16 protein-coding genes, 1 pseudogene and 1 riboswitch are annotated in these 25,605 nt (G+C 67.6%); of the genes and pseudogenes, 10 read left to right on the top strand and 7 right to left on the bottom strand.

The genetic code is table 11. From position 1 onward, the window contains the following. Position 1: 1 nt before the first annotated feature. Positions 2-2,239, bottom strand: a complete 2,238-nt coding sequence (locus H7I87_RS26425) for an NADP-dependent isocitrate dehydrogenase (protein ID WP_011725997.1) — start codon at positions 2,237-2,239, stop codon at positions 2-4. 180 nt (positions 2,240-2,419) lie between these two features. After that, a riboswitch (SAM riboswitch) is annotated at positions 2,420-2,542 on the top strand. A 165-nt stretch (positions 2,543-2,707) separates the two neighbouring features. Here H7I87_RS26425 and H7I87_RS26420 point away from each other — a divergent pair. Genes H7I87_RS26420 through H7I87_RS26410 form a run of 3 tightly spaced genes read left to right on the top strand, consistent with a single transcriptional unit; the run spans position 2,708 to position 5,996 of the window. Continuing rightward, a complete protein-coding gene (locus H7I87_RS26420) occupies positions 2,708-4,078 on the top strand; it encodes a bifunctional o-acetylhomoserine/o-acetylserine sulfhydrylase (RefSeq protein ID WP_009978841.1) in 1,371 nt (456 codons plus the stop codon). A gap of 11 nt (positions 4,079-4,089) precedes the next feature. Beyond that, positions 4,090-5,268 carry a homoserine O-acetyltransferase MetX gene (gene metX / locus H7I87_RS26415; protein WP_009978842.1) on the top strand — a complete coding sequence of 393 codons (1,179 nt, stop codon included), beginning with the start codon at positions 4,090-4,092 and terminating at the stop codon, positions 5,266-5,268. Beyond that, the gene (locus H7I87_RS26410; RefSeq protein WP_019734085.1) at positions 5,265-5,996 is read left to right on the top strand and encodes a class I SAM-dependent methyltransferase; all 732 of its coding nucleotides are present in this window, start codon (positions 5,265-5,267) and stop codon (positions 5,994-5,996) included. The genes metX and H7I87_RS26410 overlap by 4 nt, the downstream gene beginning before the upstream one ends. Positions 5,997-6,008: 12 nt before the next feature. On the opposite strand, the gene H7I87_RS26405 is transcribed toward H7I87_RS26410, so the two are convergent. Continuing rightward, entirely contained in the window at positions 6,009-8,012 is a 2,004-nt protein-coding gene (locus tag H7I87_RS26405) for an APC family permease (RefSeq protein ID WP_023860878.1), read from the bottom strand. Between the two features lie 78 nt (positions 8,013-8,090). Continuing rightward, positions 8,091-10,049: an APC family permease gene (locus H7I87_RS26400; protein WP_023863174.1), complete on the bottom strand. Its 1,959-nt coding sequence runs from the start codon at positions 10,047-10,049 to the stop codon at positions 8,091-8,093. Positions 10,050-10,772: 723 nt separating this feature from the next. Between H7I87_RS26400 and H7I87_RS26395 the strand changes: the two genes are divergently transcribed. Both H7I87_RS26395 and H7I87_RS26390 read left to right on the top strand, forming a co-directional pair. After that, on the top strand, positions 10,773-12,554 hold the full coding sequence (locus H7I87_RS26395; protein WP_023860876.1) for an NAD-binding protein: 1,782 nt from the start codon (positions 10,773-10,775) through the stop codon (positions 12,552-12,554). A 155-nt stretch (positions 12,555-12,709) separates the two neighbouring features. Further along, positions 12,710-14,053, top strand: coding sequence for a PPE family protein, SVP subgroup (locus H7I87_RS26390; protein WP_031347636.1), 1,344 nt, complete (start codon positions 12,710-12,712; stop codon positions 14,051-14,053). Between the two features lie 7 nt (positions 14,054-14,060). Here the strand turns inward: H7I87_RS26390 and H7I87_RS26385 are convergent, their stop codons facing one another. Together H7I87_RS26385 and H7I87_RS26380 are read right to left on the bottom strand one after the other, a co-directional pair. After that, positions 14,061-14,900, bottom strand: a complete 840-nt coding sequence (locus tag H7I87_RS26385; protein ID WP_162151404.1) for an HNH endonuclease signature motif containing protein — start codon at positions 14,898-14,900, stop codon at positions 14,061-14,063. Between the two features lie 771 nt (positions 14,901-15,671). After that, positions 15,672-16,250 (bottom strand): FAD-binding oxidoreductase, encoded by a 579-nt coding sequence (locus H7I87_RS26380; RefSeq protein ID WP_224111096.1) that lies wholly within the window; start codon positions 16,248-16,250, stop codon positions 15,672-15,674. Positions 16,251-16,505: 255 nt separating this feature from the next. Between H7I87_RS26380 and H7I87_RS26375 the strand changes: the two genes are divergently transcribed. Further along, a complete protein-coding gene (locus tag H7I87_RS26375) occupies positions 16,506-17,009 on the top strand; it encodes a DUF732 domain-containing protein (RefSeq protein ID WP_031347634.1) in 504 nt (167 codons plus the stop codon). Positions 17,010-17,101: 92 nt separating this feature from the next. Here the strand turns inward: H7I87_RS26375 and H7I87_RS26370 are convergent, their stop codons facing one another. Together H7I87_RS26370 and H7I87_RS26365 are read right to left on the bottom strand one after the other, a co-directional pair. Further along, entirely contained in the window at positions 17,102-17,383 is a 282-nt protein-coding gene (locus H7I87_RS26370; RefSeq protein WP_003879003.1) for a DUF3017 domain-containing protein, read from the bottom strand. Then, complete coding sequence (locus tag H7I87_RS26365; RefSeq protein WP_009978848.1) at positions 17,380-18,225, bottom strand: bifunctional methylenetetrahydrofolate dehydrogenase/methenyltetrahydrofolate cyclohydrolase; 846 nt, start codon at positions 18,223-18,225, stop codon at positions 17,380-17,382. The genes H7I87_RS26370 and H7I87_RS26365 overlap by 4 nt, the downstream gene beginning before the upstream one ends. Before the next feature lie 140 nt (positions 18,226-18,365). Here H7I87_RS26365 and H7I87_RS26360 point away from each other — a divergent pair, with 140 nt between their 5' ends. The 4 genes and pseudogenes from H7I87_RS26360 to H7I87_RS26345 form a co-directional block, all read left to right on the top strand. Beyond that, positions 18,366-19,583: an NADH:flavin oxidoreductase gene (locus tag H7I87_RS26360; protein WP_019734236.1), complete on the top strand. Its 1,218-nt coding sequence runs from the start codon at positions 18,366-18,368 to the stop codon at positions 19,581-19,583. 30 nt (positions 19,584-19,613) lie between these two features. Next, complete coding sequence (locus H7I87_RS26355) at positions 19,614-22,229, top strand: FHA domain-containing protein (RefSeq protein WP_033724824.1); 2,616 nt, start codon at positions 19,614-19,616, stop codon at positions 22,227-22,229. Between the two features lie 37 nt (positions 22,230-22,266). After that, positions 22,267-24,726, top strand: a complete 2,460-nt coding sequence (locus tag H7I87_RS26350; RefSeq protein ID WP_031348302.1) for an ATP-binding cassette domain-containing protein — start codon at positions 22,267-22,269, stop codon at positions 24,724-24,726. Positions 24,727-24,841: 115 nt separating this feature from the next. Next, positions 24,842-25,480, top strand: a pseudogene (locus H7I87_RS26345) (IS481-like element ISMav3 family transposase); the annotation flags it as partial. Between the last annotated feature and the right edge of the window lie 125 nt (positions 25,481-25,605).

Below are 25,605 nucleotides of genomic sequence, written 5' to 3'. Positions count from 1 at the left end.
GTCAGCGCTGCGACGCGGCCAGCGCCTCGTTGAACGTCTTGCTCGGCCGCATCACCGCGGTGGTCTTCTCGCTGTCGGGCTGGTAGTAGCCGCCGATGTCGACCGGCCGGCCCTGCACCTCGGCGAGCTCCTCGACGATCCGCTGCTCGTTTTCGCCCAACGACTCGGCCAGCGCGGCGAAATGCCGGCGCAGCTCGTCGTCGTCGTTTTGCGCGGCGAGCTCTTGGGCCCAGTACAGCGCCAGGTAGAACTGGCTGCCCCGGTTGTCGAGCTCTCCGGTCTTGCGCGACGGACTCTTGTTGTTCTCCAACAGCTTTCCGATGGCCGCATCCAGCGTCTTGCCCAGCAGCTTGGCCCGCTGGTTACCGGTCTTGATGCCGATGTCTTCGAAACACGCTCCCAGAGCCAGGAATTCACCGAGGGAGTCCCAGCGCAGATGGTTCTCCTCGACGAGCTGGTGCACATGCTTGGGCGCCGACCCGCCGGCTCCGGTCTCATACATGCCGCCGCCGGACATCAACGGCACGATGGACAGCATCTTGGCGCTGGTGCCCAGCTCCAGGATGGGGAACAGGTCGGTGAGGTAGTCGCGCAGGATGTTTCCGGTGACGGCGATGGTGTCCTGGCCGCGCATGGCCCGTTCCAGCGTGTACCGCATGGCCCACACCTGCGGCATGATCTGGATGTGCAGGCCCTCGGTGTCGTGCTCCTTGAGGTATTCCTTGACCTTCTTGCGCAGCTCGACCTCGTGCGGGCGTTCGGTGTCCAGCCAGAACACCGCCGTCATCCCCGAGTTGCGGGCCCGGGTGACGGCCAGCTTGACCCAGTCCCGGATCGGTTCGTCGCGCACGATCGGCATCCGCCAGATGTCGCCGGTCTCGACGTTCTGGGTCAGCAGGACCTCCCCCGTGTCCAGGTCGACGATGTTGGCGACGCCGTCCTCGGGGATCTCGAATGTCTTGTCGTGCGAACCGTATTCCTCGGCCTGCTGCGCCATCAGCCCGACGTTGGGCACCGTGCCCATGGTCGCCGGGTCGAACGCGCCGTGGGTTTTGCAGAAGTTGATGATCTCCTGGTAGATCCGGGAAAAGGTGGACTCGGGGTTGACGGCCTTGGTGTCCTTCTGCCGCCCGTCGGCGCCGTACATCTTGCCGCCGGCGCGGATCATCGCCGGCATGGACGCGTCCACGATCACGTCGCTGGGCGAGTGAAAGTTGGTGATGCCCTTGGCCGAATCGACCATGGCCAGCTCGGGCCGGTGCTCGTGGCAGGCGTGCAGGTCGCGGATGATCTCGTCGTGCAGCGACGCCGGCAGCGACTCGATCTTGCTGTACAGGTCGACCAGCCCGTTGTTGACGTCGACGCCGAGCTCGTCGAACAGCGCCTGATGCTTGGCGAAGGCCTCCTTGTAGAAGACCTTTACCGCGTGCCCGAAGACGATCGGGTGGCTGACCTTCATCATGGTCGCCTTGACGTGCAGCGAGAACATCACGCCGGTCTCGTAGGCGTCCTGCATCTGCTGCTCGTAGAACTCGACCAGGGCCTTCTTGCTCATGAACATCGAGTCGATGATGTCGCCGGTGCGCAGCGAAACCATCGGCTTGAGCACGATCGTCTTGCCGCTCTTGGTCTCCAGCTCCATCTTGACGTTGCGGGCGCGGTCCAGCGTCATCGACTTCTCGCCGTGGTAGAAGTCGCCGTGCTTCATGGTCGCGACGTGGGTGCGCGAGGCCGGCGACCACTCCGCCATGTGGTGCGGGTGCTTGCGGGCGTACTCCTTGACCGCCTTGGGTGCGCGACGGTCCGAGTTGCCTTGCCGCAGAACGGGATTGACCGCACTGCCCAGGCACTTGGCGTAGCGCTCGCGGATCTCACGGTCCTCGTCGGTCTTCGGGCTCTGCGGGAAGTCGGGGATCTTGTATCCCTTGCCCTGCAGCTCCTTGACGGCGGCGATCAGCTGGGGCACCGAGGCGCTGATGTTGGGCAGCTTGATGATGTTGGTGTCGGCCAGCTTGGTCAGCCGGCCCAGCTCGGCCAGGTTGTCGGGCACCCGCTGCTCTTCGGTCAGGTGCTCGGGGAACTCGGCCAGGATGCGGGCCGCCACCGAGATGTCGCTGGTCTTGATCTCGATGCCCGCCGGTTCGGCGAAGGCCCGCACGATCGGCAGGAACGCGTAGGTCGCCAGCAGCGGCGCCTCGTCGGTCAGCGTGTAGATGACGGTCGGCTTCTCGGCGCTCACGGTCCCTCTCCCGGCGTCAATGATGGGTTCGCATTGTGGGGCTCAGCAATCTATCTGCCACGTTATCAAGGGTGTTTGGACAGGTGTCGGGGCGCGTCTGCCCGCATCACCGCCGGCTCACCGCCGGGTCGCCACCGGGGAGTTGGCACCGGGTCGGCACAGTAAGATAGTCTTTGTATCGGTCATGAGCGCCAGCATCAAGCCCCGGCTTGCTGGCCGGCAACCCTCCAACCGCGGTGGGGTGCCCCGGGTGATGACCAGGTTGAGTAGCCACCACAACCGGCTATCCGGCAAGCGCGGGTCCGCCATGACGGGCCCCTGAGCAGACAGGGAAACGTGATGCGCATTCACTCGGTTCATCGGCAAGCTCGATCGCGCCCGCGCGTGCGTCGCTGCTGACGGCTGCCAGCCGGATTCTTCTTCCGACTTCTTCCGACCGACTTCTTCCGACCGAGAGAAAGCACCCCCGTGAGCTCCGAGAACACCGATCACGACACCGACCCCAGCGCGCACTGGTCGTTCGAGACCAAGCAGGTGCACGCCGGCCAGCACCCCGACTCGGCCACCAACGCCCGGGCCCTGCCGATCTACCAGACCACGTCGTACACCTTCGACGACACCACCCACGCCGCCGCCCTGTTCGGGCTGGAGGTGCCGGGCAACATCTACACCCGGATCGGCAATCCGACCACCGACGTCGTCGAGCAGCGCATCGCCGCGCTGGAGGGCGGGGTGGCGGCGCTGTTTCTGAGCTCCGGTCAGGCCGCTGAGACTTTCGCCATATTGAACCTGGCAAGTGCCGGAGATCACATCGTCTCCAGCCCGCGGCTCTACGGCGGCACCTACAACCTGTTCCACTATTCGCTGGCCAAGCTCGGTATCGAGGTCAGCTTCGTGGAGGATCCCGACGACCTGGATTCCTGGCAGGCCGCGGTCCGGCCGAACACCAAGGCGTTCTTCGCCGAGACGATCTCCAACCCGCAGATCGACATCCTGGACATCCCCGGCGTCTCGGGCGTCGCCCACGCCAACGGCGTGCCGCTGATCGTCGACAACACCATCGCCACGCCGTACCTGATCCAGCCGTTCGCGCACGGCGCCGACATCGTGGTGCACTCGGCCACCAAGTACCTCGGCGGTCACGGCTCGGCGATCGCCGGCGTGATCGTCGACGGCGGCACCTTCGACTGGACGCAGGGCCGGTTCCCGGGCTTCACCACCCCCGACCCGAGCTACCACGGCGTGGTGTTCGCGGAGCTGGGCCCGCCGGCGTACGCGCTCAAGGCCCGCGTGCAGTTGCTGCGCGACCTCGGTTCGGCCGCGGCGCCGTTCAACGCGTTCCTGGTCGCCCAGGGCATCGAGACGCTGAGCCTGCGCATGGAGCGGCACGTCGCCAACGCGCAGCGGGTGGCCGAGTTCCTGGCCTCTCATGACGGCGTGCTGTCGGTGAACTACGCGGGACTGCCCGGCTCGCCGTGGCACGAGCGGGCAAAGAAGCTGGCGCCCAAGGGAACCGGGGCGGTGCTGTCGTTCGAGTTGGCCGGCGGGGTGGAGGCCGGCAAGGCGTTCGTGAACGCGCTGAAGCTGCACAGCCACGTCGCCAACATCGGCGACGTCCGCTCGCTGGTCATCCACCCGGCCTCGACCACGCACGCCCAGCTGTCCCCGGCCGAGCAGCTGAGCACCGGGGTCAGCCCGGGGCTGGTGCGGCTGGCGGTCGGCATCGAGGGAATCGACGACATCCTGGCCGACCTGGAGCTCGGCTTCGCCGCGGCCGCCAAATTCGGTGCGAACGCGGGCACCTCCGGCGCCGACCCGCACGCCGTGGCGGCGTTCTGAAGGACCCGGCCATGACCATCCCCGACGTTCCCACCCAGACGCTGCCCGACGAAGGCGAAATCGGCTTCGTCCACATCGGCTCGCTGACCACCGAGGCCGGTGCGGTGATCGACGACGTGCACATCGCCGTGCAGCGCTGGGGCGAGTTGTCGCCGACGCGGGACAACGTGGTGGTGGTGCTGCACGCGCTGACCGGTGACTCCCATGTCACCGGGCCGGCCGGGCCCGGACATCCCACCGGCGGCTGGTGGGACGAGATGGTCGGGCCGGGCGCGCCGATCGACACCGACCGCTGGTGCGCGGTGGCCACCAACGTGCTGGGGGGTTGCCGCGGTTCCACCGGCCCGAGCTCGCGGACCCGCGACGGAAAGCCTTGGGGCTCAAGGTTTCCCCGGATCTCGATTCGCGACCAGGTGGAGGCCGACATCGCGGCGCTGGCCGCGCTGGGCATCGACGAGGTGGCCGCCGTGGTGGGTGGATCCATGGGCGGCGCAAGGGCTTTGGAGTGGATCGTCGGTCACCCGAGCAGGGTGCGGGCCGGGCTGCTGCTGGCGGTGGGCGCGCGCGCGACCGCCGATCAGATCGGCACCCAGTGCACCCAGATCGCGGCGATCAAATCCGATCCGAATTGGCAGGGCGGCGACTATCACGACACCGGGCGCACGCCCGACGCCGGGCTGGCGATCGCGCGGCGCTTCGCGCATCTGACCTACCGCGGCGAGGTCGAGCTCGACACCCGGTTCGGCAACGACGCGCAGCTCGACGAGGATCCCGCCAACGGCGGCCGGTACGCGGTGCAGAGTTATCTCGAGTACCAGGGCGTCAAGTTGGTGGAGCGGTTCGACGCGGGCAGCTACGTGGTGTTGACCGAGGCGCTGAACAGTCACGACGTCGGCCGGGCCCGCGGCGGGGTGCGCAAGGCGTTGCGCAGCTGCCCGGTGCCGGTGGTGGTGGGCGGCATTACGTCGGACCGGCTGTACCCGCTGCGTCTGCAGCAGGAGCTGGCCGAGCAGCTGCCGGGCTGCGCCGAGCTGCAGGTCGTCGACTCCATCTGCGGGCACGACGGGTTCCTGGTGGAGTCCGAGGCGGTCGGCGAAATGATCCGCAAGACACTGCTGTTGGCCGGTTCGCAGAGCGCCGGTCCGGGCGGCGCCGGCCCGGGGAGCAGGAAAGGCACGACCCGCCGGTGACCCGCTCGCGCCACGACCGCTCCCTCTCGTTCGGCTCGGCGGCCGCAGCCTACGAGCGTGGGCGGCCCTCCTATCCGCCGGAGGCGATCGACTGGCTGCTGCCGGTCGGCGCGCGTCAGGTGCTCGACCTCGGCGCGGGCACGGGCAAGCTGACCACCCGGCTGGTGGAACGCGGCCTGGACGTGGTGGCCGTCGACCCGATTCCGGACATGCTGGAGGTGTTGCGGAGCTCGCTGCCGGAGACCCGGGCGCTGCTGGGCACCGCCGAAGAAATCCCGTTGGAAGACAACAGCGTTGACGTGGTGTTGGTGGCGCAGGCCTGGCATTGGGTGGATCCGGAGCGGGCGATCCCGGAGGTGGCCCGGGTGCTGCGGCCCAGCGGGCGGCTCGGCCTGGTGTGGAACACCCGCGACGAGCGGCTGGGCTGGGTGCGCGAACTGGGCCGCATCATCGGAAGCGACGGCGACGGCCGCACCCACGTGGTGCTGCCCGAGCCGTTCACCGACCTGGCGCACCATGAGGTCGAGTGGACGAATTACCTTACGCCGCAAGCATTGATCGACCTGGTGGCGTCGCGCAGCTACTGCATCACCTCGCCGACCGAGGTGCGCACCCGAACCCTGGACCAGGTCCGCCACCTGCTGGCCACGCATCCGGCGCTGGCGAATTCGACCGGCCTGGCGCTGCCCTATGTCACCCGGTGCACCCGGGCGACGCTGGCCGGGTAGCGGTTTGACGGGTCAGTCGCCCACGAAGCTCGATATAGGCGTCTCGACCTCTTCGACGTCCCGGGCCGTTCCGAGCTCAAACCCGTCGGGCGCAACCCGCGCGATCCGCGATTCGATGTCGTAGGGCACGATGATCGCGGTGGCGTTGCGGATGCGGCTCACCGCGCGGGACATCCTGTCGGCGGTGCGGTCGTGCAGCAGCCGACCCAATAACGGCGAATACGTCCGGCGCGGCAACAGCACCGTCACCCTGGTGTCCGGATGGTCTTTGAGTACCCGCACCACCAACTCGTGCGCCGCCCGGCTCAGATGACGATCCGGGCAGTTGATCAGCCATAGCGGGGTGTCGTGTTCGAAACGATCCCAGCGTTCCCGCAGCTCCATCGCGTGGTCGGCGTCGATGACAAAGTGCACTGCGGTGAGCTCGTCGGCATGCAGCCCGTTTCCCAGACGCACGGCCTCGATCTCTGCGAGGTCGATCGTGTCCACGAATACCAGCACCTGAAGCCGCGGGTGCCGGGCCAGGTCAACCTTTTCGGTGCGCGACAGCTCGAGCACGGAGGCCTCGTCCCGGTACTTCTTGTTGAGTCGCATCAGCACGAACACCAGCACCGGGAAGATGATGACGATGAGCCAGGCGCCTTCGGTGAACTTGGCCACCACGAAGATGCCGACCACGATCGTCGACATGATTCCGGCGGCCAAGTTCACCGCCACCTTGAGTCGCCAGCCCGGGCCGCGGCGGGTCCCATGGTGCTTGGCCATGCCGTAGCCGGCCATCGCGAAGGCGGTGAACACACCGATCGCGAAGAACGGCACCAGCGCGCTCACCTTTGCTTCGGTGATGAGCAGCAGTGTCACCGCGAGCGCGGTGAGAGTCAGGATGCCATTGGAGAACACCAGACGGTGGCCACGCTTGGTCAGGGGCCGCGGCAGGAAACGATCCTCCGCAACGAAACTGGCCAACGCGGGAAAACCATTGAAGCTGGTGTTGCAACCGGTGAACAGGATCGCCGCCGTCGAAGCCTGCACCATGAAGTACAGAATTTTGCCGAGCACCCCGTCGCCGAAAACGGCGCGGGTGATCTCCGACAACATGGACGGATATTCATCGAGGTAGGGGACCGCATGGGTGACGTGCGCCAGCCAGGCGACACCGGCCAGTAAGAACCCGAGCATGCACGCCATCACCGTGAGCACTCGGCGGGCGTTGACGCCCTCGGGCTTCTGAAAGACGCTGATGGTGTTGGACACCGCTTCGATGCCGGTCAGCGAGGTTCCCCCGTTGGCGAAGGCGCGCAAGACAATCAGGACGGTCGCGCCCATCACCAGTCCGCCGCCTTGATGGACCGGCACCGCTCCGACGATGTGTTGCGGATCGTATTTCGGTAGGCCCCAGAACATTTCACGTACGAAGCCGGTCAAAATCGTGGCGGTGATCATGCCGACGAAGGCGTAGGTCGTGATCGCGAACATCCGGCCGGATCGCCGCAGCCCGCGCAGGTTCATCAGGCAGACCAACAACACGGCGGCTATGGTGATTTCCAGGTGATAAGGGCGAAGGGGCGGGATCGCCGAGACCAGCGCCACCGTCGCGGCGGCGGGTTGCACCGCCACGGTGACGACGTAGTCGATCAGCAGCGCCGCGGCGGCGACTTGCGCGATCCGCGGGCCGAAGTTCTCCCGCGCCACCATGTACGACCCGCCGGTGCGCATGTAGGCCATCACCACCTGCCGGTACGACACCGACACCAGTGCCAGAACCACCAGGATCACCCCGGTGATCGGGAGCAACAACGCGAACGCTGCCATCCCCGCCGCCGGCAGCAGTTCGATCATGATCTGCTCGGGACCGTAAGCGGTCGACGAGATCGCGTCCGGTGCAAGTGCCCCGAGCGCAAGAGGATTCGACAGTTTCTCGGCATCCAGCTGATCGGTGGTCAGCGGCTTTCCCAGAAAAAGCCGCTTGCACTTGTCCGTGAAGGAAAGCGGTATTCCCCCGTTCGGTTGCGTCACAGTAGCCCTTCCTCGAAGACTCTCAATCGATTTGACTGCAGGGGCCGGCCCATCTCGGTTCGGGCCGCGAGCGCGCCGTCAGGCGCGCATGACCTCTGAGATACGGGACTCGATGTCATAGGGCACGATCTGCGCGGCCGCACCCGGAATCCGGCTGACCGCGCGGGCGATCTTGTCCGCCGTCCGGTCGTGCAGCAGCCGGCCGATGAGCGGCGAATACGTTCGGCGTGGCAGAAGCACCGTCACCTTGGTATCCGGATGGTCGGCGAGGACCTGCAACACCAACTCGTGTGCGGCTCTGCTCAGGTGACGATCCGGGCAGTCGACCAGCCGCAGCGGGGTGTCGTGTTCGAAGACGTCCCAGCGCTGTTGCAGCCGGGCAGCGTGGTCGGCGTCGATCACGAAATGCACAACGGTGAGTTCGTCGGCGTGTAACCCGTGCGCGTACCGCAACGCTTCGACCTCGGCGAGGTCGATCGAATCAACCAGGACAAAGACCCGGTGCTGGGTGTAGCGGCCCAGATCAGGAAGTTCTGTCCGCGACATCTCCAGAACCGAAGCCTCGGCGCGGTATTGCCGGTTGAGCCGCATCAGTGCCAGCACCAGCAGCGGAAAGACGATGACGATCAGCCAGGCACCTTCGGTGAACTTCGCGACCGCAAAGATGCCCACCACGATCGTCGACAAAATCCCCGCCGACATGTTGATCACAACGCTGCGCCGCCAGCCCGGGCCGCGTTTGGTCAGATAATGCTTGGTCATGCCGTAGCCGGCCATCGAGAATCCGGTGAACACACCGATCGCGTAGAACGGCACCAGCGCGTCGACCGAGCCTCCGGTGATGACCAGCAGCGCCACCGACAACGCGGTCAGGGCGAGGATGCCATTGGAGAACACCAGGCGATGGCCCCGTTTCATCAGTGGGCGTGGCAAAAAGCGGTCCCCGGCAACGAAACTGGCCAATGCGGGGAAGCCGTTGAAACTGGTGTTGCCGCCGGTGTAGAGGATGGCGGCGGTCGACACCTGAACGAGGATGTACAGGATGTTACCGGTCACCCCGTGGCCGAACACTGCCCGGGCAATCTCGGACAACATCGACGGATATCCGTCGGCGTACGGTACGGCGTGGGTGACGTGAGTCAGCCAGGCCACGCCCGCCAGCAGGAATCCGAGGATGCAGGCCATCACGGTCATGACCCGGCGCGCGTTGAGGCCTTCGGGCTTGCGGAATGCGGTGACCGTGTTCGAGATAGCCTCCACCCCGGTCAGTGACGACCCACCGTTGGCGAAGGCGCGCAGCACAATCAGCACCGTCGCACCCATGATCAGCCCGCCGCCGTGATGGACAGGAACCGCTCCGGCGATGTGCTCGGGATCGTATTTCGGTAGGTTGCCGCACAATTCACGGATAACGCCGACGACGATCGTCAGCGAAACCATGACCACGAAGGCATAGGTGGGCAGCGCGAAACGTGCCCCGGCTTCCCGCAGTCCGCGCAGGTTCGCGAAGCACATCAACAGCACCATTCCGACGGTGATCTCCAGGCTGTAGGGACCCAGGACGGGTACCGCCGAAGCCACCGCGACCGTTCCGGCCGCACATTGCACCGCGACCGTCACCACGTAGTCGATCAGCAGCGCCGCGGCGGCGACCTGCGCCACCCGCGGGCCGAAGTTCTCCCGTGCCACCACGTACGATCCACCGGAGCGCGTATAGACCATGACGACCTGGCGATACGACGCCGCCACCAGCACCAGAATCAGCAGGATGACCCCGGTGATCGGAAGCAACAATGCGAACGCTGCCATCCCCGCGGCCGGCAGTAGTTCGATCATGATCTGCTCGGAGCCGTAGGCGGTCGACGAGATCGCGTCCGGTGACAGCACCCCGAGCGCGACGGGGTTCGACAATTTCTCGTGCTCGAGCTGGGAAGAGATCAATGGCTTTCCGAGGAAGCCGCGTTTGCATACGTCTGAAAAAGACGACCATGCCCTGTGCTCGTGGGCCTTTGCGACAGTCAAAGAAGACACGCCCATATTCCTTACCCTGGGGATGCACAAAAGATCAATGAACGAAGTCCGCCGAAAGCCTAGCGGCTGCTAACTTCCCCATGCCGCCACGAGTTACCAGAAACAGCAAACTGCCAGCAATATTGGCAGGACATTCCCAGGTTAGTTGATTTGTTCGTAACAATGTGCAGTGCCCGCAACGGCCAGAGCACTCCAATGTTGTTGTGACAGAAGCCACTTAGCACCTCTTATCTGGTCGCTATGCTGGGCGTATGCCCTCAGCGGCGCCATGAACGAGCCTAAGCGGCTTAGCAATAAATTCAAGACGTCCTAGTTTACTGCAGCGCAATATATTTAGCCGTTCCCAACGCCTGCTTGCTCACACCAGCCTGGACCACGACGAATTCAGCGCAGCTGCTATTTAACACAGATAGAGGTTGTAAATATTCGAGTTATGCTTTGCCCCAAGAGGTTCCAGCATGGGCTGCCGTCGACGAAACCGCAGCTAAAGCGGTAGGACACATTTCGAGCCTTGGCGATAGCGGCGAATCTGCTGTTAGTATTCCGTAAAGACCGTCGCCATCTCATTCCCCATGAAGTAGCGAGCGATATTCGAGTGACGGCAGTGTCGGCAAGGTGTGTGGTTATGCCAGAGGCGATTTCGTGGCGCCCAGGGGTCGGAATGTACCGACTCGAGCGCAGAGCTCTCCACCAGCAATCACTGCATTTTCCAGATGAGGAGTAGATTCGATGAGCCAGTGCATCATCGTCAGTGGTGATGACGCGTTGGCGACGACGATCGTCGACGAGTTGAAACAAGCGGGCGCCAACGTCGCCAGACTCTTCGATTCTGACCTCGCCGGCACCCGCCTCAAGACCGAACTGGCCAAGGCCGGGCTCGCCCGCGCCGCGGCCGTCGTCTGCGCCGGCGTCGACGACGCGGTCAACCTCGAAATCGCTCTGATCGCGCGTAAGTCCAACCCCAATATCCGCATCGTGGCCCGGATTGCCAATGACGTGCTGCGGGAGGCGGTTGCCGACGATGACGGACCCAGTACGGTCCTCGGCGTCGCCGACCTTGCAGCGCCGTCGGTCGTCGAGGCGTGTTTGGCCCGCACCACCCACCCTTTCGAGGCGGCCGGCATCGAGTTCGTGGTGTTCGGCGCCGAGGCACCGTTCGACGGCACGTTACGCGAGGTTTATGGCGACCTTGCCCCGGTGGCGATGGTCAAGGGTGGGAACACCCGCAATCCCGACGAGGTAGTGGCATGTCCGGGACGCGATGTGTGGGTGAGCGCCGGGGACTGGACCACGATGATCGGCACCACCGAGGAATCGGCTACCCACGGCGTCAGCCTGCCGCGCCTGGACAGAATGCGCGCGCGGCAGTCCCGATTGCGCCGCATCTCCTACGCTGTGCGCGCCCTCCCGAGGGAAGTCAGTCCTGCGTTCTATCCATTGCTCACCGCCCTAGCTTGCCTGATCGTCGCCTCGACAATGTTGCTGCACCTCGCGTACACGCACCCGGGGATGTCTTGGACCGACGCGTTCTACTTCACCATGGAGACCATCACGACGACCGGCTACGGCGACTTCAGCTTTGCCAAGCAGCCGACGTGGTTGCGGCTGTATGCCGCGGTCCTGATGGTGGGTGGCGTTACCACCACCGCCCTGCTGGTCGCCTTCATCGCCGATGTGCTGCTGTCGCGGCGGTTCCTGCTTTTGTCCGCGCGACCGCGGGTTCGTCACCTGCGCAACCACATCATCGTCGTCGGGTTGAGCGCGCTCGGCGTGCGGGTCGTCACCGACCTGGCCAAAGCCGGATATGACGTCGCGGTGATCGAACGCGACCAGGGCAACCCCTTCCTCTCGATCACGGCTGAGCTCGACGTACCGGTGATCTTCGGGGACGCGACGTTGCGCCCGACGCTGGAAGCGGCCCGGGTGGACAAAGCCCGCGCGGTAGCCGTGCTGACCAGCGACGACATGATCAACATCGAAACCGGGATCGTGCTTCGTGAAATGTTGGGTTCGCAAGCCGTCGAAGCCGTCGGCAACAGCCGCTGGAGCGAGGTCCCGCTGGTGCTGCGGGTGTACGACCACGACTTGGGATCCGCGGTTGCCCACCGCTTCGGATTCGAAAATGTCCGGTCCACCGTTGCGCTGGCCGCACCGTGGTTCGTCGGAGCCGCGCTGGGCCTGCAGGTGCTGGGTACGTTTTCGGTGGGCAACCGATATTTTTTGGTCGGCGGAATGCATGTGCAGCCGGGTAGTGAACTCGACGGCATGCAGATGTTCGAGGTGTCGACACAAACCCGTGTCATCGCAATAACGCGGGAGGACGCACCCGTCCAGCTGCACCCACGCCGCGACGCCCGGCTCTGCGCCGGCGACACCGTCTATCTCGTAGGTCCATACCGAGAACTTCTGGCCACCCTGCGCAAGGGGCGGCCGTCCGGGGAGCCGGTGGCCGATGAGGCGCCTCCCGCTGACGAGCGCCTCGGCGGAGGCCGGACGGTAAAGTCGGCATGAAGCAGCGTGCCTGAGACCCAAGGGACGATCCGCTGCACCACAACGTGATTCGGAAACCGGGGGGTATCCATGTCGTCCTGGCCGTACAGCCAGTTCGGAGTTCTTGCGCGGCGATCGCACGGCGTCGCGCCGCATTCCACTAGAGCCGTGGCGTAATGGACTTCGGAGCACTTCCGCCGGAAGTCAATTCCGGCCGCATGTATGCCGGACCCGGTGCGGCACCGCTGCTCGCCGCCGCGCAAATCTGGGAAACGACCGCCGCAGAACTGCATTCGGCTGCCAGCGCGTATCAGTCGGTGGTCACCGGTCTCACCGCCGGGCCGTGGCTCGGGCCGTCATCAGCGATGATGGCGTCCGCCGCCAGCTCCTACGTGGCGTGGCTGAGCAGCACCGCCGCGCAGGCGGAGCAGACAGCCAGCCAGGCCAGGGCGGCCGCTACCGCCTACGAAGCGGCTTTCGCGGCAACGGTTCCGCCGCCGGTTGTTGCGGCCAACCGTAGCCAACTGGTCACACTGGTCGCCACGAACCTGTTGGGACAGAACACCCCCGCGATCGCCGCCACCGAAGCGCAATACAGCGAAATGTGGGCCCAGGACGCGGTGGCCATGTACGGCTACGCGAGTTCGTCGGCCGCGGCCACACAGCTGACGCCGTTCAGCCCGCCACAACAGAACACGAATTCGGGTGGACAGGCCAGCCGGGCAAGCGCCGTCAGTCAAGCCGGTGAATTATCCGCCGGAGCCACGCAGGGCACGATTTCTAGTGGCGCACAATCGGTTTCTTCGCTACCAGGCGGGTTGGGCAGCGCGACGTCCGCGCTCGGTGTATCGACGCCACTGGATCTAGCGGATCTGGGCGCCGACGGGATCGCATACGGGCTCGACGCGCCCATGGCGCCGCTGGGCGCAGTATCCCTGCCCGTTGACCTCATCGGCGCCCAGACCGGTATCCACACCGATGACATTGTCAGCGGCTGGGATGCATCGGGCACCTCACCGGAGGCGATGGTGAAATCCGTGACGCCGGCCGAACCGGCAACGACCGCGAACGTGGTCTCCAGGTCGGTGTCGGCGGGCGTGGGTGAGGCGAATGCGGTCGGCGCGTTGTCGGTGCCGCCCACCTGGACCGCCGCAACCCCGGCGGTTCGTCCGATCGCGCTGGCGTTGCCGGCTGCGCCCGCCGGGGTCACCCCGGCGGTGGCGCCCGGTTTAGGAAGCTCGTTCGGCGAGATGGCCCTGGCCGGTACAGCCGGGCGTGCCATCCGCGATGGCTTCAGCGCGCGTGGTCGCGACCCGCGCCACGCGAATCGGGTTGAGGTCCGGGCAGTTAGCGCCGCAGCCCCCAGGATTGGGGACGAAGAGACGCCCGCGGAGAACGAGCCGCGCACCGTGGTGACGGGGATCGCCGCCGAGATCCGCGAGTTCGCCAGGCTACGTGACGAGGGGTTGATATCCGACGAGCAGTACATCGAACAGCGCAATCGCCTGCTTGGGCTATAGCGGCGAGTTACCACTCATCGTCGTCCCCGTCGTGCAGCAGTTTTCCCGGGTGGTGGAAGGTGTTGGTGCGGGGTTGACCGTGTTCGAGGTGCGGTGGCGGTGTCCATTCGGTGTCGGCGCGGATGTTTTTGCGGGTGGTCCAGCCGGCGGGTCGCAGCAGGCGGTGATGCGGGCCGCAGGCGGAGGTGAGGTCATTGACGTCGGTGGTGTGGCAGGTGGCGTAGTCGGTGACGTGGTGGACTTCGCAGTAGTAGCCGAGCACGGTGCAGCCCGGGGCCGAGCAGCCGCGGTCCTTGGCGTATAAGACGATTCGCTGTCCGGGTGAGGCCAGGCGCTTGGTGTGATAGAGCGCTGGCGCCTTGCCCTTGTCGAAGATCGCCAGGTAGTGACGGGCGTGGCGGGCCAGGCGGATCACGTCGCTCATCGGCAAGATGGTGCCGCCACCGGTTAGCCCCGCGCCCGGCGGCCGCTTCCAGCTCGGCCAGCGTGGTGGTGACGACGATGGAGGCCGGCAACCCGTTGTGCTGACCAGCTTTCCGGACGCCAACATCGCGCGCAGGGCAGCGTTGAGCCCGTCGTGGTTGCGTTGGCTGGTCGACCTCGGGTCGTGCTCGATGGCGTCCTGGGTGGGTGCGCCGTCCACGCATGGGGTGTCGTCGAGGGGGTTGCACATGCCGGGGGCGGCGAGTTTGGCCAAGACGGCTTCCAGCGTGGCACGTGCTTCGGGCGTCAGCCAGCCGCGCAGCGCCGACATGCCGTCGGGTTGTTGATGGCCCAGGGTCAGGCCTCGTTGGCGGGCGCGGTCTTCCTCGGTGAAGGTGCCGTCGGGGTTGAGCACATCGGCCATTCCCCGCGCCAGCTCGGTGAGTTGTTCGGGGCGAAACCGGGTTTCCGAAGTCGGCCAGTTGGGCTTTGGCCTGCTCGCGGGTGGCGAGGTCTACCCAGCTGGGCAGGCGGTGGTAGAACTTGCGGATCACCGCGTGGTTGCGCCACGGAAACGCGGTGTCGCCCGGGGCCACGTCGGCCACCGCGCCACCCAGCGGATCGATCAGCACCGAGGCCCGCCCGGCACCGGAAGCCGGCCACTGCCCCGCCGCGGCCGCAATGGCGTGGGCCGCAGCCGAAGTCATCGGCCCGATCACATCGGAGCCGGCCACAAAACCGCGCGCCGGGCTGGTCGAGCCGCCCCCGGCCAGATAATGGACCAGATCCATGTGGCTGAGCGTCTTGTTGGTCACGGCGCTGGGCGCCAGCCCGACCGCCGACTTGAGGGCGTCGGCCACCCCCGATCCGGTGTCGGCCGCGGAGGTCGCCAGCACATGGCAATTCGCCTGCGCGGAGCCGACCGACAGATCGACCATCCCCCACGTGTTCCGGTCGGCGCCCGCCAGCCACGACTGCCAGCCGGTGAGCACCTGCACGGCCGAGGCCCCGCGGGAAATCCAGCGGCACCAGGTCGCTGTCGGCGGTGGCGAAGGTCGCGAACGTCATCGACCTTGTCACCCCTAAATTGCCGCCCCCGCCACCGCGCAACGCCCAGAACAGATCCGGGTTGTCGTTGGCGGACGCGGTGACCACATCGCCGCTGGGCAGCACCACGGTCGCGGACTGCAGCGCATCACAGGTGAGCCCGCCGCGCCGGGTGTCGGGGCCCCACGCCGCCACCCAGTGCGAGTCCCGCCATGCCGACGGTGGGGCAGGTACCGACAGGAACCGCGCGGCCGGCGGCGGCCAGGGCCTGGTGCACCGCATACAGATTGGTCGCAGGGGTCACCGTGACGTTGTTGCCGTCGAAGTTCGCCCCGCCGGGCAGGCCGCGCAGGTCGAGCACCACGGTGCCGTTGGAGCTGGACGCACCGACATACGAATGTCCACCGCCGCGCGGTGCGATCTTGAGGTTATTGGCCTTGGCGAACGCGACCGCCTTCTGCACGTCGGCTTGTGACGAAACCCGCACCACCGCAGCAGGATTTGAATTGTTGCAGAAGGAGTTGAAAACCTGCTTGCCAGTGGCGAATTGGGGGCCGTTGGCCGGCAACAGCACGCTGCCACCGATCGACGAGGCCAGGCCGCGCCAGCCGGCGGCGGGATCCGCAGCCGCGGGAGGGGCACCGAACACCGCCCCGGTGGCCAAGGTTACGGCGCCGCGAAGAAACGTCTGACGCAAGATCTCACGGTTGGTCGGACGTCTCGTCATGGGGCGGATTCTGGTTCCCGCCCGGATCTGCGGCGCCGGCGCCCGTGTTGACATCACAGTGTGGCGTCGATCCGCCGCCTGGTCTTGCGCAATCGGGCCGGGTAATAACCGACGTCGCGGAAACGGCGGCCTCACGAAACGCTTATTGTGCGAACCTTTATCCCACCGTGTCGTAAACGTGACAGTGATGGCTCAGAGTTCGTAGGGCGTGATTCGAGTGCCGTCGGTGCACTCCAGGCGGACGGGGAGGCTGGCGTGAAGGCACTTGCACGAACTCATCAATGGATCTGGGTTTTGCGCCACCAGCCCTTCACCATTCGGCTGCTGGCCGCGGCCGCCGGCCTGCTCACGGTGGCGTCGGCGTTCGCGGCGCCGGCCGGGGCGGAGGGAAACGGCGACGACTTCATCGACGCGCTCAACCACGCCGGCATCGACTTCGGCGAACCGGGAAACGCGATGGCCGTCGGCGAGTCGGTCTGCCCGATGCTGTCGCAGCCGGGCGGCAATTTCGCCGCGGTGGCGTCCAGCGTCGCCGGCCGGGGCATGTCCCCCACGATGGCCCGCATGTTCACCACCATCGCGATCCAGACGTACTGCCCCCAGGAGATGGCGAACATCGCCAGCGGCAACCTGTCCGGCGCCATGCCGCAGGTTCCGGGAATGCCCGGGCAGGTTCCCGCGATGGCCGGCCAGATCCCGGGCATGGCGGGCCAGACGGGCCAACTGCCGACGACGCCCGGCCAGCTGCCGAGCTTCTGATCGAGGCGCGCCGAGCGTGTGGGCCATGGACGAAAAATGACGAAAAGTCGTACCTAAAGCCCACGTTCGACGCGGACCAAACACTCGGAACGTCAGCCGGTGCCCAGCGGGTCGATGGTCCAGGCGATGTAGACCATCGCCGCCCCGACCATCGCGGTGGTGACGAAGTCGATTCCCTTGCCGCGCACCACCAGCAGCCCGGCACGCTCCTCGGACAGCACCAGCCGCAGCAGCGCCGCCACCCCCACCCCGATGCCTAGCAGCAGTGAACCGCGGCGCCAGAAGTTGGCACCCACCAAGGCCAGCGCCACCGCAAAGATCAAGCCCACCAACAGAATCGGCCACTGAGCCCGCATCAGGGTGCGTGCGGTCATTCCCGCTCGGCCAGCTCGACGACGTTGGTCAACAGGAACGCCCGGGTCAACGGGCCCACGCCGCCGGGATTCGGCGACACGTGACCGGCCACCTCCCACACGTCGGGGTGCACGTCGCCGGCGAGCTTGCCGTCCACCCGGCTGACCCCCACGTCGAGCACCGCGGCCCCCGGGCGCACCATGTCGGCGGTCAGCAGGTGCGGCACCCCGACGGCGGCCACGATGATGTCGGCCTGCCTGGTCAACGCCGGCAGATCACGAGTTCCGGTGTGGCACAACGTAACCGTGGCGTTCTCCGAGCGCCGGGTCAGCAGCAGCCCCAGCGGGCGACCGACCGTCACACCGCGGCCGATGACCACCACGTGCGCCCCGGCGATCTCGACGTCGTAGCGGCGCAACAGGTGCACGATTCCGCGCGGCGTGCACGGCAGCGGCGCCGGATTGTTGAGCACCAACCGGCCCAGGTTGGTGGGGTGCAGGCCGTCGGCGTCCTTGTCCGGGTCCACCCGCTCCAGCGCCGCGTTCTCATCCAACTGCTTGGGCAGCGGCAACTGCACGATGTACCCCGTGCATTCGGGGTTGGCGTTCAGCTCGTCGATGGTGTCGTTGAGCGCGGCGGTGCTGATGTCGGCGGGCAGGTCGCGGCGGATGGAGGTGATGCCCACCTTGGCGCAGTCGGCGTGCTTGCCGCGCACGTAGGCCTGCGAGCCCGGGTCGTCGCCGACCAGGATGGTGCCCAAACCGGGGGTGCGGCCGGCCGCGGTCAACGCGGCGACCCGCTGCTTGAGGTCGACGAAGATTTCGTCGCGGGTGGCCTTGCCGTCCAGTGTGATTGCTCCCACGCTGACAGTCTGGCAGACCTCGATGATGGCGACCCGCTGCGCCCGGCTCCGCCGCGCTTGCGATCGCCATGTAACTCGATTGATGGCGACCCGCTGCGCCCGGCTCCGCCGCGCTTGCGATCGCCATTAGGCTCCCCGATATGCCCACCCCTCCGGACGTGTTCAGCCCCGCCAAGCTCGGTCCGATCACGCTGCGCAATCGCATCATCAAGTCCGCCACCTTCGAGGCGCGTACACCGGACGCGCTGGTGACCGACGACCTCATCGAATACCACCGGCTGCCCGCCGCGGGCGGCGTCGGCATGACGACCGTCGCCTACTGCGCGGTCTCCCCCGGCGGCCGCACCGAGGGCAACGGCATCTGGATGCGGCCCGAGGCCGTGCCCGGGTTCCGCCGGCTCACCGACGCGATCCACGCCGAGGGCGCGGCGGTCAGCGCGCAGATCGGGCACGCCGGGCCGGTGGCCAACGCCAGGTCCAACAAGGCGCAGGCGCTGGCGCCGGTCCGGTTCTTCAACCCGATCGGAATGCGGTTCGCCAAGAAGGCGACCCGCGAGGACATCGACGGGGTGATCGCCGCGCACGCCAACGCCGCGCGGCTGGCCATCGAGGCCGGGTTCGACGCCGTCGAAATCCACCTGGGCCACAACTATTTGGCGAGTTCGTTCCTGTCACCGCTGATCAACCGCCGCAACGACGAGTTCGGCGGGTCGCTGCAGAACCGGGCGAAGGTGGCCCGCGGCATGGTGATGGCCGTGCGGCGGGCGGTGGAAAAGGAGGGCACGCCCATCGCGGTGACGGCCAAGCTGAACATGGCCGACGGGGTGCGCGGCGGCATCAGCACCGAGGAATCGCTGACCACCGCCAAGTGGCTGGAGTCCGACGGCGGCCTGGACGCGATCGAGCTCACCGCGGGCAGCTCGCTGGTCAACCCGATGTACCTGTTCCGCGGCGACGCGCCGCTCAAGGAGTTCGCCGGCGCGTTCAAGCCGCCGCTGCGCTGGGGCATGCGCATGACGGGCAAGAAGTTCCTGCGCGAATACCCCTACCGCGAGGCGTATCTATTGCGGGACGCCAAGCTGTTTCGCGCCGAGCTGAAGATGCCGCTGATCCTGCTGGGCGGCATCACCAATCGGGAGACGATGGACCTGGCGATGGCGGAGGGGTTCGAGTTCGTCGCCATGGCCCGCGCGCTGTTGGCCGAGCCGGATCTGATCAACCGGATCGCCGCCGACGGTGCCGCGCACCGGGTGCATTCGGCGTGCACGCACTGCAATCAGTGCATGCCCACCATCTACAGCCGAACGCACTGCGTGGTCACCGGTGCGCCCGACCGGCACACCAGCGCCGCAACTTAATCCACAGCGCTGCAAGCTACAGTTGTGGCGATGTCAGCACCAGCCCCGCCAGCGCTAACCGTCCATCACGAAGGCTCGGAACGTACCTTCGCCGCGGGCCACGACGTGGTCGTCGGGCGCGATCTGCGAGCCGACATGCGCATCACGCACCCTCTGATCTCGCGCGCCCACCTGCTGCTGCGCTACGACCAGGGCAAGTGGCTGGCCATCGACAACGGTTCGCTCAACGGAACTTTCGTCAACGGCCGCCGGGTGCCGGTGGTCGAGATCCACGACGGGTGCGCCATCAACATCGGAAACCCGGACGGCCCGCTGCTGACCTTCGACGTCGGCCGCCACCAAGGCATGGCCGGACGCCCGCCCCGCACCGAGTCGATGGGCATCCCGGTGGCCGCCCACCCGCCCGCACCGGCGGCCTGGTCGGCCCAACCGGCGCCGCCGGTCGCCACCCCGCCCCCGCCGGCCGGGCGCACCCCCAACTGGGCCGCGCCACCGCGCCGCCCGCAGCCCGCGCCGCGCCCCGGCCCGCCGGGCCAAACCATGTACGGCGGCCGCCCACCCGGCGGCTACCCGCCCGCCGCGCCGCCCCCGCCGCCCGTCGCGCCGGCCCCGGCGGCCCCGCACACCCAGATGGCGCCCGCGGCTTCCAAGCCGCCCGAGGTGGCCAACCTGGCGACCAAGATGTTCCAGGCGCTGATGCCGTCGCGGTCCGGCGCCATCCAGAAGCCGGCCGGGTCGCAGACCATCGGCCGGGCCACCGACAACGACATCGTCATCCAGGACGTGCTGGCGTCCCGCCATCACGCGTTTCTGATCCAGACGCCGCTGGGCACCGAGATCCGCGACGCGCACAGCGTCAACGGCACCTTCGTCAACGGCGTGCGGGTCGGCTCGGCCGTGCTCACCGAGGGCGACGTGGTCACCATCGGCAACGTCGACCTGGTGTTCACCCGGGACGGGCTGATCCGGCGCACCGAGGCGGCCACCCGCAGCGGCGGGCTGGAGGTCAACTCCGTCTGCTACACCGTCGACCACGGCAAGCAGCTGCTCGACCACATCTCGCTGACCGCCCGGCCCGGCACGCTGACCGCCATCATCGGCGGCTCCGGCGCCGGCAAGACCACGCTGTCGCGGCTGATCGTCGGCTACACCACCCCCACGTCGGGCACGGTGACCTTCGAGGGCCACAACATCCACACCGAGTACGCATCCATGCGCAGCCGGATCGGCATGGTCCCGCAGGACGACGTGGTGCACCGCCAGCTCACGGTCAACCAGGCGCTCGGCTACGCCGCCGAACTGCGGCTGCCGCCCGACACCAGCAAAGAGGAACGGGCCCGCGTCGTCGCCCAGGTGCTCGAGGAACTCGACATGACCCAGCACGCCGAAACGCGGGTGGACAAGCTCTCCGGTGGGCAGCGCAAACGCGCCTCGGTCGCCCTCGAGCTGCTCACCCAGCCGTCGCTGCTGCTGCTCGACGAGCCGACGTCCGGCCTGGACCCGGCGCTGGACCGTCAGGTGATGCTGATGCTGCGCCAGCTCGCCGACGCCGGGCGGGTGGTATTGGTGGTCACCCACTCGGTGTCCTACCTGGACGTGTGCGACCAGATCCTGCTGATCGCCCCCGGCGGCAAGACCGCCTTCTGCGGGCCGCCCGACCAGGTCGAGCCCGCGCTGGGCACCCGCAACTGGGCCGACATCTTCGCCAAGGTCGGCGCCGACCCGGACGAGGCCAACCGGCGCTTCAAGGAGCGCAACCAGCAGTCGTCGCAGCCGCCGACGCCGCAGAGCCCGGCGGACCTGGGGGAACCCCCGCAGACCGACCTGTGGCGGCAGCTGTCGACGATCGCGCGCCGCCAGGTCCGGCTGGTGGTCTCCGACCGCGGCTACACCATCTTCCTGGCGGTGCTGCCGTTCCTCATCGGCGCGTTGTCGCTGACGGTGAAGGGCCCGCATCCGGGGCTGGGGCCGGCCGACCCGCTCGGACCCGCGCCCACGCAGCCGCAGTACATCATGGTGCTGCTGAACATCGGTGCGGTGTTCATGGGCACCGCGCTGACCATCCGAGATCTCATCGGCGAGCGGGCCATCTTCCGACGAGAGCAGGCGGTGGGGTTGTCCACCACCGCCTATCTGCTGGCCAAGATCGCGGTGTTCTGCGTCTTCGCGACCGCCCAGGCGGCGATCGCGACCATCATCGTGCGGCTGGGCAAGGGCGCGCCGACCGCGCACCCGCAGTTCTTCGGCAACTCGACGTTCTCGCTGTTCGTCACCGTGGCGGGCACCTGTATAGCGTCGGCGATGCTGGGCCTGCTGCTCTCGGCGCTGGCGCAGTCCAACGAGCAGATCATGCCGCTGCTGGTGGTGTCGATCATGTCGCAGCTGGTGTTCTCCAGCGGCATGATCCCGGTCTACCAGCGCATCGGCCTCGAGCAGTTGGCCTGGCTGACACCGGCGCGGTGGGGCTATGCCGCGGGCGCCTCCTCGATCGACTTCCCGTCGCTGGTCAAGGTCAAGCAGATCCCCACCAACGACCCGATCTGGCAGCACTCCAAACACATCTTCGTGTTCGACATGGCCATGCTGGCGCTGCTGTCGATCGGTTACACCGGCTTCGTGCGCTGGCACATCCGGCTGAAACGCTGAGGCCGGCCGGCCGGCCGCGAACCCTACTCTGGGTGTGATGACTCGCTCCGCGCAGCCCGTGCTGACTGCCCGATCCGACCGCTCCGAAGGCAGCTTCGCCGCGGGCCGTGACGTGGTCGTCGGCAGCGACCTGCGTGCCGACCTGCGGGTGGCGCACCCGTTGATCGCCCGGGCGCACGTGCTGCTGCGCTTCGAGCAGGGCCGCTGGCGGGCGGTGGACAACAACACGCTCAACGGGGTTTATGTGGACGGCCGGCGGGTGCCGGCGGTCGACATCCAGGACGGGCAGACCATCAACATCGGCAAACCCGACGGCCCGCGCATCACGTTCGAAATCGGCCAGCACACCGGCGCGGTCGGCCTGCTCCCGCCGCCGCCCCGGCAGCCGAAACCGCCCGGGCAGCCGCCGACGCGCTCGTTCCGGCGCCGAGACACCCAGCGCAGCGCCGTCCCGCCGGACGCCGCGACGCGCGCGGTGCCGCAGCCGGGGCCGCCGCCGCGCACCCAGACCGGCAGGACCGGCGGCAGCGGGGAGTTCCCGACCACCTGGGTCAGCGTCCCGGGCACCGACGCCGATCGCCGGCCGGCGCCCGGGCGCGCCGCCTGGATCGGGCGCGCCCTCAACAACGACATCGTCATCCACGATGTGCTGGCCTCCCGTCATCACGCCTTCTTGACCCCGACCCCGACCGGCGCCGAGATCCGCGACGCCAACAGCAGCAACGGCACCTTCGTCAACGGTGTGCGGGTCGGTGCGGCGGCGCTGTCCGACGGCGACGTGGTCACCATCGGCAACGTCGACCTGGTGTTCACCGGCGGCATGCTGGTCCGCCGCCAGGAGGCGGCCACCCGCGCCGGGGGCCTGGAGGTGCGCGAGGTCAACTTCGGCGTCGACGGCAAGCAGCTGCTGGAACGGATCTCCCTGGTCGCTCGTCCCGGCACCCTGACCGCGCTGATCGGCGGGTCGGGCGCGGGCAAGACCACGCTGTCGCGGCTGATCGCCGGGTATGCCACCCCCACCTCCGGCTCGGTGACGTTCGAGGGCCACGACATCCACACCGAGTACGCCTCGCTGCGCACCCGGATCGGCATGGTGCCGCAGGACGACGTGGTGCACCGCCAGCTCACGGTCAGCCAGGCGCTCGGCTACGCCGCCGAACTGCGGCTGCCGCCCGACACCAGCAAGTCCGACCGGGCCCAGGTGGTCGCCCAGGTCCTCGACGAGCTGGGCTTGACCGAGCACGCCGACACCAGGGTGGACCGGCTGTCCGGCGGCCAGCGCAAACGGGCGTCGGTGGCGCTGGAGCTGCTCACCGGGCCGTCGCTGCTGATCCTCGACGAGCCGACGTCGGGCCTGGACCCGGCGCTGGACCTGCAGGTCATGACCATGCTGCGCCAGCTCGCCGACGCAGGCCGGGTGGTGCTGGTGGTCACCCACTCGCTGACCTACCTGGACGTCTGCGACCAGGTGCTGCTGATGGCGCCGGGCGGCAAGACGGCGTTCCTCGGCCCGCCCGGCCAGATCGGCCCGGCGATGGGCACCACCAACTGGGCGCACATCTTCGCCAAGGTGGGCGCCGACCCGGACGAGGCCAACCGCCGCTTTCTGGCCCAGAACCGGCCGCCGCCGCCCGCGCGGACCGAGGCGCCAGCCGAGCTGGGCGCCCCGGCGCAGACCAGCAAACGCCGCCAGTTCTTCACCATCGCCCGCCGTCAGGTCCGGCTGGTGATCGCCGACCGCGCCTACTTCCTGTTCCTGGCGGTGCTGCCGTTCGTGATGGGCGCGCTGTCGCTGACCGTGCCGGGCAGCGCCGGGTTCGGCTACGCCGATCCGGCCGGCGAGTCGGCCGGCGAGGCCGGCACCATCCTGACGTTGCTCACCATGGCCGCGGCGTTCATGGGCACGGCGCTGACCATCCGCGACCTGATCGGCGAGCGGCCGATCTTCCGCCGCGAGCAGGCGGTCGGGCTGTCCAGCACCGCCTACGTGCTGGCCAAGATCGTGGTGTTCTGCGTGTTCGCCGTCGCGCAGGCGGCCGTCGCCACCGCCATCGTGGTGCTGGGCAAGGGACCCCCGACGCGGCCGGCCGTGCTGCTGGGTAACGCCACCTTCGAGCTGTTCGTCGCGGTGGCGGCGACGTGCGTGGCCGCGGCGATGCTGGGCCTGCTGCTCTCGGCGCTGGCGCGGTCCCACGAGCAGATCATGCCGCTGCTGGTGGTGTCGCTGATGATGCAGATGGTGCTGTGCGGCGGCATGGTGCCGGTCACCCACCGGGTCTTCCTCGACCAGCTGTCCTGGCTGGTGCCGTCCCGGTGGGGCTATGCGGCGCAGGCGGCGACGGTGGACCTGTGGACGGTGTCGCCCGGCCCGCAGAGCCCGCGGGACAGCCACTTCCAGCACACCGCGACGGCCTGGCTGTTCGACATGGCCATGCTGGCGGTGCTCTCGGTGGGCTACGCCGCGCTGGTGCGCTGGCGCATCCGGTTGCGGCGCTGACTCGCTAGCTGTACTGACCACGGACGTTAGGTACGGCGTGGTGTGGTGACATAACGAAGACCTCCGAGTGAAGTGCGAGCTGCTGAAGAACGCACAACTCACTCCGGAGGTCTTCGTGTCCCACCGTAATGCCCCATTGTCTGAAACCGGGCGTCTGCGCTTGGCCCGTTGCGTCGTCGAGGACGGTTGGTCGCTGCGCCGGGCCGCCGAGCGGTTTCAGGTCGCGGTCACCACAGCCCAGCGCTGGGCTTCGCGTTATCGCGAGCTCGGTCCAGCCGGCATGGCTGATCGCAGCTCACGCCCACTTCGAAGCCCCAACCAGACACCCACCCGTACCGAGCGCCGGATCATTAAGGTCCGTGTCCTGCGGCGGTGGGGTCCGGCTCGGATCGCTTATCTACTGGGCCTGAATGTGTCCACAGTGCATCGGGTGCTCACCCGCTACAAGCTGGCCAAACTGCGCTGGCTGGACCGTGCCACCGGCCAGGTCGTCCGCCGGATGGAGGCTGCGTGCTGCGGAGACCTCGTCCATGTGGACGTCAAGAAGCTCGGCAAGATCCCTGCCGGCGGAGGGTGGCGCATGCTGGGACGCACCGTCGGCAATCGCAACGCCCAGGCCGACAAGACTTCAGGAGAGCGCAGCAAGCACCGCCACCCGCTGCGCGGCTACCACTTCCTGCATACCGCGATCGACGCGCACTCGCGGCTGGCCTACAGCGAGCTGCTAACAGACGAACGCAAAGAGACTGCCGCAGCCGGGAGCGTCCCGGGGAGTGGTGTAAGTGATGGCGGCGTGTCGGTCCCTGACGTAAGAGGGCCATCGCGTGAGTCTCTGTGGTGAAACGACCAAGAATCACTACCGAGAGGAACATCGCGATG

The sequence above is a fragment of the Mycobacterium timonense genome, assembly GCF_025821985.1.
GTDB lineage: Bacteria > Actinomycetota > Actinomycetes > Mycobacteriales > Mycobacteriaceae > Mycobacterium > Mycobacterium avium.
The sequence above is the reverse complement of the archived record's forward strand: the minus strand, read 5'-3'. Positions and strand labels throughout refer to the sequence as shown.